The sequence below is a fragment of the Microbacterium rhizomatis genome, assembly GCF_008710745.1.
GTDB classification, from domain to species: domain Bacteria; phylum Actinomycetota; class Actinomycetes; order Actinomycetales; family Microbacteriaceae; genus Microbacterium; species Microbacterium rhizomatis.
This window is the reverse complement of the sequence record NZ_VYSA01000001.1, coordinates 138951-149941: the sequence shown is the minus strand read 5'-3', so window position 1 is coordinate 149941 and position 10991 is coordinate 138951. Positions and strand designations below refer to the sequence as shown.

Here is a 10991-nt window from a genome sequence, read left to right as displayed (position 1 = left end):
CGACCGGGCCCCTCCATCGAGTCCGCGACCGCGGGCGAGGCCGGCCTGGTCGCCGCGCGGATGCTCAGCGCGCTCGGCGAGGTCCCTCGAGTGGGGCACTCCCTGACCCTGCACGGCGATTCGCTGCGCCGGACGTGGCGCGCGCATCGACCGCACGAAGACTGTCTGTGCTGCTCGTCCCCGTGCCGATCTCCTGGAGGAACCGCGACGGCGATCGCTCCCGTTGTCCCTCACCCCGAGACCACGACATCGAGAGCGTTCGCCCGGCCCGCGTGATTCCCACGTAGGCCAGTCGCCGCTCTTCGTCGATCTGCTCGAAGGTCGTCGCATAGCTGATCGGGAGGAGGCCTTCGGCGACCCCGAGCAGATGCACGTGATCCCACTCCAACCCCTTCGCGGCGTGGAGTGTCGCCAGCGTGATCGTGCGCATCGCCGGTTCGTGCTGCGCCCGCGCCCTCGCCATGAGGTCGTCGGTGAACGCACGGAGGGTCGTGCCGGGGGGCGCCTCCTCGGCGAGGCGAGCGAGCGCGGAGCGCGCCTCCCATGCGTCTCTGAGCGCACCTCCCGCCGGGGGCGGCTCCTCGGTCAGACCGAGCGAACGCAGCACGTCCCTCACCCCGTCGAGGAAGCCGCGTTGCTGCGGAGCAACGGATGCTCCGCGGAGTGCCATGACGGCCTGGCGCACTTCCGGGATGTCGAAGAAGCGCTTGCCACCGAGCACGGTCGCCGCGAGCCCCGCATCGGCGAGCGCCCGCACAAGCTCGGCGGACTGCGCATGGGCGCGGTACAGGATCGCCATCCGTCGCGGGTCCACTCCCGACCGGACCCGGGCGGCGATCTCCGCGGCCACGCCCTTCGCTTCGGCGACCTCATCCGGATAGGCCGTGACAGTCGGCGGCGCGATGTCCATCGTCCTGCCGGGCGGCCCCGAGGGCGCAGGCTGCAGGTGGAGCGCCCCGGGCCGGTCGCGCATGAGCGCGTTGGCCACCGCGAGGATCGACGCGTCCGATCGGTAGTTCGTCTCCAGGCGCACGACGTGCGCATCGTCGTAGCGGCGATCGAAATCGAGAAGGAAGCGCGAGTCCGCACCCGCGAACGAATAGATCGTCTGGCTCGCGTCGCCGACGACGCAGATGTCACGGCGATCGCCGAGCCACAACTCGAGCAGGCGGTGCTGCAGGGGCGAGACGTCCTGGAACTCGTCGACGGTGAAGTGACGGTACTGCTCGCGGACCGCCGCAGCCACGTGGGGCTCTGCCTCGATCATGCCCGCGCACGCGAGCAGGACGTCTTCGAAGTCGAGCTGGCGACGTTCGTCCTTGAGCTTCTCGTACGCGCGCTGCAGGTCGGCTACTCGGCCGGCCTCGAGCCTGCCGACGCCCCCCGGCCGTGCAGCCGCGTGCGCCTCGATGCTGCGCATCGTCACCTTGCGCCACTCGATCTCGCTCGCCACATCGCGCAGAGTCGCCGTATCTGGCTGGATGCCGATCGTGTCGGCCGCATGCGCGAGGAGGCGGACCTTGTTGTCGACGATCGTGGGCGCCGAATCCCCTGCGAGCGTCGGCCAGAAGAAGTTGAGCTGCGCCAGGGCCGCGGCATGGAATGTGCGGGCCGCGACGCCTTCCACGCCGAGCGCGCGCAAGCGGCCGCGCATCTCGCCGGCGGCCTTCGAGGTGAAGGTCACCGCCATCACCCGACCGGGCGAATACGCGCCGGTGTCGACGCCATGAGCTATTCGATGCGTGATCACCCTGGTCTTGCCGGTGCCTGCACCGGCAAGCACGAGCACGGGTCCGCGCAGCGCTGTCACCGCCTCGAGTTGGCGCTCATCCAGACCGTGGAGGGCGCTTTCGCTCATGACCGGCTCTTCCTCACGAGGCTCCCCCGAGCCAGTCGCTGATGAGCTGTCGGGCGATGGATGCCGGACCCGGCAGAAGCAGGTCGCCGGTGCCCGCCAGGCCCGCCGCGATCTCGCTGCGATCGAACCACCTGACCTCGACGATCTCTTCGCCGTCGGCGAGCGCGGTGTCGTCATCGGCCGCCGTGGCGTGGAACCCCACCATGAGAGACCGGGGGTACGGCCATGCCTGAGATCCGCGATAGCGGACGTCCACCACATCGATGCCGGACTCCTCGCGCACTTCGCGCGACACCGCCGCCTCGAGCGACTCCCCCGCCTCGACGAAGCCCGCGAAGCACGAGAATCGGTTCGCACCCCACATCGCGTTGGATCCGAGCAGCAGGCGATCCGGATGCTGAGCGCTCGCGACGGCGACGATGACGGCGGGATCCGTGCGCGGGAAGTGCTCGCGTCCGCAGTTCGGGCAATGCCGCGCCCAGCCCGCGTTGTGCACCGTCGTACGGGTCCCGCAGAACGGGCAGAAGGGTGCGTCCAACAGCCAGCGCCCGAGGCTCAACGCCGCCACGAAGAGTCCGGCGTCCTCGGCGGTCAGCTCGCCGCCGACCGCACGGAGAGATCCCCACTCCCGCGGCCCGGGGAGCGGCTGGGCGGCCTCGCGCGCGAACACGGCGGTGAGGACGGCGTGACGGCCTGTGGTGCGGCCGAGGAACGCCCACTCTGCACCCTCGGGGACCTCACCGGGAGGGACGAACAGAAGTCGTCCGGCTCCGGCGAGGGGAGCAGCATCGCCGTGCAGCACCAGCACGCGGGTGGCAGCATCCGCCCTGAGACGATCGACGAGGCCATCCTCGGCGCGCTCCTCGCCCGCGCGGTCCAGGCCCGGCCGCGCCAGCGGCGGCGGCACGATGGGGGGCACCTGATCCTCGTGCGCCGTCATCCGAGACCTCTCTGCGTCGGTCGACAGCTTGGTCGACTAGCGGGCGTGGCGCGAGGCCGGGCGGGCGCACCCGACCTACCCTGGGCTCATGGCACGCTCTCCTCTCACTCTAGCCGCGTCGGTCGCTTCGGCCCTGCCGAGAGTCGGGGTCGTGGGTGTCGGGGCGTTGACCGAGGGTTCGACGGGACGATACGACTCCGCGGTCGCGGAACTCGATGACGGACGCCGCGTCGTCGTGCGCGCTCCGGTCGATGCAGAGGTGGCCGTGGAACTCGCGGCGGAAGTGCGAGCGCTCCGCGCGCTGACCCCAGGTGTGCGCGGACTGCTGCCGTTCCGCGCGCCCGAGGTGCTCGGCGAAGCAGGCCTGCAGAACGCCCGGGCGGTGGTGGTCGATTTCCTCCCTGGCTACCGCGTCGATGCGGCGCACCTGCCCCCCGGCCGTGGTGCCGCCACGTCCATCGGCGAAGCTCTTGCTGCTCTGCACGGACTGCCCCTGTCGATCGTGCGCACCGAAGGGCTCCCCGCCCGCACTCCTGCCCAGACCCGCGACGAGGCGGCGCGCCTCGTCGATCGCGCAGAAGCCACCCGACGCGTCCCGTCCCGGCTGCTCGGCCGATGGCGGCGGGCGATCGCGGCCGACGAGCTGTGGCGGTTCGAATCCGCCGTCGTACTCGGCGGAGCAGGCGCCGCGTCCTTCCTCTTCGAAGACGTCGTGGGCTTACCGACCGTCACCGGCGTGCTCGAGTGGCACGGCCTCTCCGTCGGCGATCCCGCCACGGATCTTCAGTGGCTCGCTTCCGCTCCGACCGCCGCCGCAGACGTGTACGACGCGTACGCGCAGCGCTCCCGGCGCGCACCGGATGCGCTGCTGCGGGAACGCGCACGCCTGTACGCCGAGCTGGAATTCGCCAAGTGGCTCGTCCACGGCGCCGAGATCGGACGCGACGAGATCATCGACGACGCCGTCGCCCTGCTCACCGCGCTGTCCGATGGCGTGCTGGATGAGGACCTCCTGACGGATCCCGCGCTCGGCGTCGACGATGCCATCGCGCTTCTGGACCGCGTGCCGGAGGCGGCACCCGCGACCGGCGACATCTCGATGCAGACCGACGCGTACGACCCCGAGGAACTCTCCCTCTGGATCGCCGCCGAGGGTGAGACGGGCGCCGTGCAGGGCTCGGACAGCGGTTCGTTCGCCGGCTCTTCGGCCTCGGAGGATGAGCGCTTCCCCTCGAGCGGGACCGAGAGTCCCGACGAGAACTCGACCGCCCCGATCGATCCGCTCCCGATCGACATCGCGACGTGGGCGTCGACAACCGGATGGGACGGCAGCACCGCCGCGCGCGGCCGGACCGAGGGCGCCGCCGACGCATCCCCCGCGGAGCCTCCCCCCTCCGACGACGACGATGTGCAGGCCGACAACGACAGATCGGCCGAGTCGGCCCTGCGCCGCTGGACGGCCGAGCAATCCTGACCCGAGACCTCGCCCGTTCCGTCAGCCTCGCAGGACGAGGTCGTCCGCGACGTAGTAGAGGGCGACGTCGATCTCGTCCACGGGTACGCCGTGCTTCGCATGGTAGGCGCGGCGGTACAGCTCGAGCTGCAGCATCCGCGCCTCGCGCTCCGCAGCCGTCGTCGGTGGCCGGCCGGTCTTCCAGTCGACGATCTCGATCCGATCCCCACGATCGGCACGGCGATACACGGCGTCGAGCTTGCAGATGATCACGTGCGGCAGGCCGTCCAAGTCGGTGACGGTGAAATCGATCTCGGTCTCGACCTCGATCGGGCGCAGAGCCGCCCATTCCGAGCGCTCGAAGATCTGCTGAAGGCGTGCGAGGTCTGCGGCATCCTCAGCCCCGCCGCCCGTGGCCGAGGGACCGTCCTGGCCACCCTCCCAGAGCGCGTCGCTCTCCCAGAGGGCATCGTCGAGCGACGTACCGGACCCGGCGATCCCCGAGCGGTTCTCGACCCACGCGTGGAAGAGGGTGCCGAGTCGTGTCTGCCGATACGGCTTCTCGGGAAGAGGCCGCTCGATCGCCGCCACGGTGCCGGCGTAATCGGAGACGAACTCCTTGTAGCGCGACGCCGGGATACGGGTGGGTGCTGTTCCCGCCGCAGGAGCGCGGCGCGCGGCCCGCTCGGCCAGCAGGAGGGCGAGGTCGGTCTCAGGAGCGACCCGCTCGGCACGCTGTGCGGCGCGTACGGCCTCGGCCGCGCGCATCACAGCGGGGCGTCGCGAGCCGAGCGGATCGATCGGCCAGCTCAGGACGCGCCGCTCCCCCGTGTACGGGTTATCGCCGGGCTCGTCGAGGCGCAGATCGACTCCGAGCGCTGTCGCCATCTCGTCGAGGAACGCGCTCCGTTGGCGCGGACGCTTTGTCCCGGACCACGGCGAACCCGTCAGGAGCAGGTGATCACGGGCACGCGTGACGGCGACATACGCAAGGCGCCGGTCTTCGTCGAGCTGACGGGCTCGGTTGGCCGAGATGAAATCGTCGATCGCCGTGCGCAGATCCTGCTGGGTCGGCGCGACCTCCGCTTCCCACGCAAGGCGGGGCAACCACTGCGCGTCACCTCGGAACGCATACGGCAGGATGCCGAAGTGGAGCCAGCCCCGACTGTCGCGCGGAGCACTGGGCAGCTCGTCCTTGACGAGACGGACGACTGCCACCGCGTCCCATTCGAGTCCCTTCGAGCCGTGGATCGTGAGCAGCTGGACGACATCGTCTTCGGGCGGTTCGGTGCGCGGCGCGAACTCGTCGAGCTGCTCGGCATGGTCGAGCCAGGCGAGCAGGCTCGACAGCGACCCCGACTCGTCCGCCGCCAGGAAGGCGTGCAATTCGTCGACGAACGCCCGCAGCTGCGCTGATGCGATGCGAGCCGGCCCGCGGGCCTCGTTCGCCGCGAGCTCGATATCGAGCCGCAGCTCGAGTTCGATGAGCCTCACGAGCTCGGGGACGGGCAGTGCGATCGCCTGACGCAGACCCGCGAAGACGGATGCCGCCTCTCGCAGCCGCTCGCGCGCTGCGGGCGTGAACGGCTCGAGCCAGCCGTGGTCGGCCTGGTGGCGCAGCACGAAGTCCAGGGCGTCGACCAGCGACGCGTTGTCGTCACCGGCACCGGAGCGCACGCGCTCGGCGACCTCGGGGGTGAGCGGAGCAAGGGCGGAGTCGTGCCGGGCGATGCGCCGCGCCAGCTCGGCCAGTGCCCGGAGGTCCGCCAGCCCGATCGACCAGCGGGGTCCGGCGAGCAGGCGGATGAGCGGCGAGCCGGCCGACGGATCGCTGATCACGCGCAACGCCGAGACGACATCCACGACCTCGGGAGTGGAGAGAAGGCCGCCCAGGCCCAGGATCCGGTGCGGGATTCCGCGCCGTCCGAGTGCGTCGCCGAATCGCACCATGTGCTTCTTGCTGCGGAACAGCACCGCCCCGGTCGTCCGAGCGCCGGTCGCCGCGCGCTCGGCGCGCACGCGCTCGAACCACTCCGCCACACGGTCCGCCTCGGCATCCAGATCGGTCTCGAACGCGATCTGCACATCGCCTGACGGGGCCAGCGGTCGCGGGAGGAGCTCCCCGACCGGGATGGTCGCCACCGAGGCCAGGGGCTCCAGCACCGCGTTCGCCGCCTGCAGCACGCGGGCGCTGTTTCGCCAGCTCGTCAGCAGCGAGTAGGTGGCCGACGGGCGATCGGGTGAGAAGGCGGCCCCGAACCCCCCGAGATTGCCCGCGCTCGCGCCCCGCCACCCGTAGATCGCCTGGTGGGGGTCGCCCACCGCCATGACCGCCGTGCCTCCGAAGAGGGTGGCGAGCAGATCGGTCTGCGAGACCGACGTGTCTTGATACTCGTCCAGCAGCACGACGCGATACTGCGTCCTCAGCTCCTGGCCGACGGACTCGTGGCTGCGGACGACCTCGAGCGCGCCCGCGACCTGGTCGGAGAAGTCCAGGACACCGAGGCGGCGCTTCTGTGCCGCGTAGGTTCGCGCCAGATCGGTCAGGAGGGGCAGCGCACCGACCTTCTCGGCCGCCTCGACGACGTCGGCGTAGACGACCGTGCCCTTTCTCGTGGAGGGGCGATCGAGCACGCTCGCGAATCGCTCGGGGAAACCGGCGAGCTCATCGAGCGACACGAGATTGTCGACGCTGTCGCGAGCGATCCGGAGCGCTCCGTCGATGATGCTCCGCACCGCCTCTCCGCGGCTCTCGAGCCTCGGATCGTCCGAGGCGAGGACGACGCGCCGCATGAGCAGCCACGCGGCCGATTCCGAGAGGATCGCCGCCTCTGCATCCCAGCCGATGCGCACGGCGTTCTCCCGCACGATCCCGTCAGCGAAGCTGTTGTAGGTCGAGATGTTCGGGCGATGCAGAAGAGCATCGGACGCTGCAGCATCCCCCTCATCGATCGTCTCCCCGCGGTCGGGCAGGCCCGCCGCGAGCCGGTCGAGCGCGGCGTGCCTCGCCGCGTCCTTCGCCGAACCGCCGCCGGAGTCATCTCGCTCGATCCGGGCGAACACGTCAAGCGCGCCCGCCTCCCACAGCGCGGGGAGCGCGGACAGCAGCCCGCGCCGCTCGAATTCGGCCAACCGACCGAGGCGTTTCTGCACGCGCTCGGCCAGCTCACCCGCCGCCTTGCGGGTGAACGTGAGGCCGAGCACTTCGTCACGTCGCACGATGCGGTTCGCCACCAGCCACACGACGCGCGCCGCCATCGTCTCGGTCTTGCCGCTGCCCGCCCCGGCCACGACGAGAGCGGGCTCGAGCGGCGCCTCGATCACGGCGGTCTGCTCGGCCGTCGGCGCGAACTGACCGAGGGCCGCCGCGATGACCTTCGCGGAGAGGAGGACCGCCGATTCGGCGTGACTCACGAGGCGCTCACCGCCCCGATCGTGTGGATGCGACACAGTCCGTACGAGTGCTCGTCGCGGCAGTGCTCCTCGTAGGGCGCCTCGAAGCTCGTCCCGCGCATGACCGAGACCGCGGACTGGATGCGCCCGATGAACGCCGCCCGTCGCTCATCGTCGAACGGCGGCTGCCGCGGCGTGACGTAGTCGGCGCGCGAGGTGGGACGCAGCACGAGCAGCTGCGCCCCGCCGGGAGGATGCCCGACCGCCTCAGGGATCGCACCCGCCTCGAACGCGAGCTGATACGCGGCGAGCTGGGGGTTGTCGAGCACTTTCGCATCAGTCTGCGGCTCACGCTTACCCGTCTTCAGGTCCATGATCACCACGGTGCCCTCGGGAGTGAGCTCGACGCGGTCGATGTAGCCCGAGAGGACGACACCGTGCTCGAACTCCTGCTCGTCATCGACGGGGATCGCCACCTCGAAGTGGGGCTCGGCACCGATGAGACGGCCGCCCGCGTCGTCGAAACGACGCAGATAGAGGTGCAGACGGCGCACGAGGTCGCGGGCACGCGTGCGTTCGGCGCGATCGCGCCATTCCGCCTCGAACGACAACTCGCCCCAGCGATCCTCGACGATCCGCCAGAGGCTCTCCTCGTCGGTGCCGTCGGCGTGTTCGAGTGCGGCGTGGATGATCGTGCCGATGCCGGCCGTCGTACCGCCCGGGTCGCCGCCGAGGTCGCCGATCACCCAATTGAGCTCGCACTCCTCCAACGTGTGCAGCCGCGAGGGCGACACCCTGACGTCCTCGTGCGCCAGGTCGCGCAGGGGTGCGTGGGAAGTGGCCGCGGGGACGCCGTACCAGTGCTCCGGGTCAGCGCCGGGAACCGCCGCGTCGGCGAGCAGGGCGAGCTGCCCGGAAGCGCGCGAGACAGAACCATCTCGAGCGCGAACACCCGCCGGGTCGGTGAGTGCGCGGCGGTGCAGCGCGACGAGCCCACGGAGCGAGAGCGGATGCTCCATCGCACGCGTCGCACGCTCCGGCGTCGGGAGGAACTCGAAGAAGGCGCTCGGCCCGGTGTCGTCGTCGTCGACCGCCGTCACGATCAGGCGCTCCTGCGCACGCGAAGCCGCCCGGACGAAGAGTCGCAGTTCGTCGTGCATCGCGGAGCGGCGCCGGTCAAGGATGCCGGGAGCAGGCGCATCGTCTCTGGTCGCCGCATCCGCCAGCCGCCAGGTGTCGAGCAGGCTCCCCCGCAGACGCGTGTTCGGCCAGACGCCGTCCTGAACGCCCGCCACCACGACGGTGTCGAACTCGGCGCCGAGCGCACCGGCGGGTGTGAGGATGCGCACCGAGTCGACCGGCGGCGGAGCGGCCAGACGGTCTTCGGCGACGTCACTGTCGAGGATGCCCCGCAGGAACGCGCGGGGGTCGGCATCGCGCCCACGCTCGACGAACCGTTTCGCCGCCTCGAACAGGGCGACGACCGCATCGAGGTCGCGCCCGGCCTGTTCGGCGAGCGGGCCGCCGCCGCGGGCGGCCTCACTCCACGCCCGCTCCAGCCGGCTCTGGTCCCACGCCGTCCAGAGGAGCTCGTGGATCGTCGCACCGGCCGCGTGCGCCTCGCGCAGCGCCGAGAGGCTGCGGGCCACTCGTGCGGCCCGCCGCGCCTCGCGCGTGTCGACCAGGTCGAATTCGAGCGGCTGGGCCAGCGCCGAAGCGATGAGCTCCGTGCCCGAGCGCTCCCCGCCCGCTGCCAGTTCGGCGTGCCGCATCGCGGTGCGCAGGCGTCGCAGCTCGATCGGGTCGAGTCCGCCGTACGCGCCGAGGAGCGCGTCGGAGAGCTCGTCGGGCGTCCAGGTCGCTGCGTCTCGCGTCGCAAGCTCGACGAGTCGCAGCAGGTCGCGCACCGGCCGCAGCACGCCGAGGGCACGACCGGGTCCACTGGCCCTGGCGGGCACCTCGCGGGCCGCGAGCTCGGCCTCGAGGGCGGCGACCTGGCGGGTGTCGTGCGCGATCACCGCGAGCTTTCCCCACGCCACGCCGTCGTGCACATGGCGTTCGCGCAGCAGCCGGGCGATCGCGTCGAACTCTTCGGATGCCGAGCGCAGCGTCAGCGTGCGCACCGACCCGTCCGTCGCCTCGGCCGACGGCGGCCGGCGATGCGCGACCACCCCCACCGCCCCGATGCGCTGCGTGATCGTGCGGACGAGATCGATCTGACCTCGCGTACCGCGATGCGCTGTCGCCAGCACGAGAGGATCACCCAGACGCCGGGCGATCCGGGCGAAGTTCTCGGGCGTCGCGCCGCGGAAGACGCCGGAGCCCACGTCGGGATCGCCGAAGGCCATGACGGCAAGGCCGCGGGCCGCACACGCCTCGATCAGCTCGACGCCGCCGAGGGTGAGCTCCTGCGCGTCATCGATGAGGATCACCTCGATCCGGCCGGCCGCTCCGAGCTCGGAGGCAGCGCCCCGCGGCGCCGTGCGCAGGATGCCGACAGCCTCGCGGACCAGCCCGGCCGCATCGCGATGGGCACCGCGCATATCGGCGCGCACGCGCAGATACTCGGTGAAGAACGACGCCAGTGACAGCCAGGCATCGACCCCCTGCTCGCGCCCGAGCTCGGCCAGACGTGCGGGCTCGATGCCCAGAGTGGTGCACTCGCTGAGGAAGGTGCGCACGTCTGTGCGAAATCCACGAGTGGACCGGATGCTCGGGCCCATCCACTCGGGCCACCGCGAACGGCCGTCGCGCTCATCGTCGGCATCGCCGTCCAGCAGGTCCTGAACGAGCTGATCCTCATCTCCGCCGGTGAGGAGCTGCGGTGGTTCGCTGCCGCGGAACACCTCGGCGGCGCGAACGAGCTGGAACGCGAACGACGACACCGACCGCGCGATCGGACCGCTCGTGGCGCGGCCGACCACGAGCGCGAGGCGATCGCGCAGCGCGGTGGCGGTCTGACGCGAGGGTGTCAGCACGAGGATCGCGTCGGGATCCACCCCCGCGGCGGCGAGAGCTGCCACGCGTGCGACGAGCGTCTCGGTCTTGCCCGTGCCGGGTGCGCCGGCGACGACGGCCGAGACATGCGGGGGCAGTGCGACGACCGTGCGCTGGTCGTCGTCCAGCCGTTCGATCATCCGGCCACGCTATCGCGACGCGCCGACACGGCAGCGGCGCCGCCGTGCCGCCCCACTGCGCGGCGGCACGGGCGAGGCACTCCCGCCCGGCCCGAACCGCGTTCGCCGAGAGCGTTCAGGGCACGACCGGACGGCCCGCCGGGGTGTCGTAGAGTTGCCATGCGCCAGGCAGATCCGAGTTCTCGGACATCGCCGGGAAGGCAGAAAGGC

At 71.3% G+C, this 10991-nt stretch carries 5 protein-coding genes; 1 reads left to right on the top strand and 4 read right to left on the bottom strand.

Translation table 11 applies throughout. From position 1 onward, the window contains the following. Window positions 1-64: 64 nt before the first annotated feature. Together F6B43_RS00770 and nudC are read right to left on the bottom strand one after the other, a co-directional pair. A complete protein-coding gene (locus F6B43_RS00770; RefSeq protein WP_150447072.1) occupies window positions 65-1858 on the bottom strand; it encodes an ATP-dependent helicase in 1794 nt (597 codons plus the stop codon). A gap of 13 nt (window positions 1859-1871) precedes the next feature. Beyond that, window positions 1872-2798 carry an NAD(+) diphosphatase gene (gene nudC / locus F6B43_RS00765; protein WP_150447071.1) on the bottom strand — a complete coding sequence of 309 codons (927 nt, stop codon included), beginning with the start codon at window positions 2796-2798 and terminating at the stop codon, window positions 1872-1874. Window positions 2799-2886: 88 nt separating this feature from the next. Between nudC and F6B43_RS00760 the strand changes: the two genes are divergently transcribed. Beyond that, window positions 2887-4272, top strand: coding sequence for a phosphotransferase (locus F6B43_RS00760; RefSeq protein ID WP_150447070.1), 1386 nt, complete (start codon window positions 2887-2889; stop codon window positions 4270-4272). 21 nt (window positions 4273-4293) lie between these two features. Here F6B43_RS00760 and F6B43_RS00755 read toward each other — a convergent pair whose 3' ends face one another. Further along, window positions 4294-7665 (bottom strand): ATP-dependent helicase, encoded by a 3372-nt coding sequence (locus tag F6B43_RS00755; protein ID WP_150447069.1) that lies wholly within the window; start codon window positions 7663-7665, stop codon window positions 4294-4296. Then, entirely contained in the window at window positions 7662-10781 is a 3120-nt protein-coding gene (locus F6B43_RS00750; protein WP_150447068.1) for an ATP-dependent DNA helicase, read from the bottom strand. Before F6B43_RS00750 ends, F6B43_RS00755 begins: the two co-directional genes overlap by 4 nt. Window positions 10782-10991 lie beyond the last annotated feature (210 nt).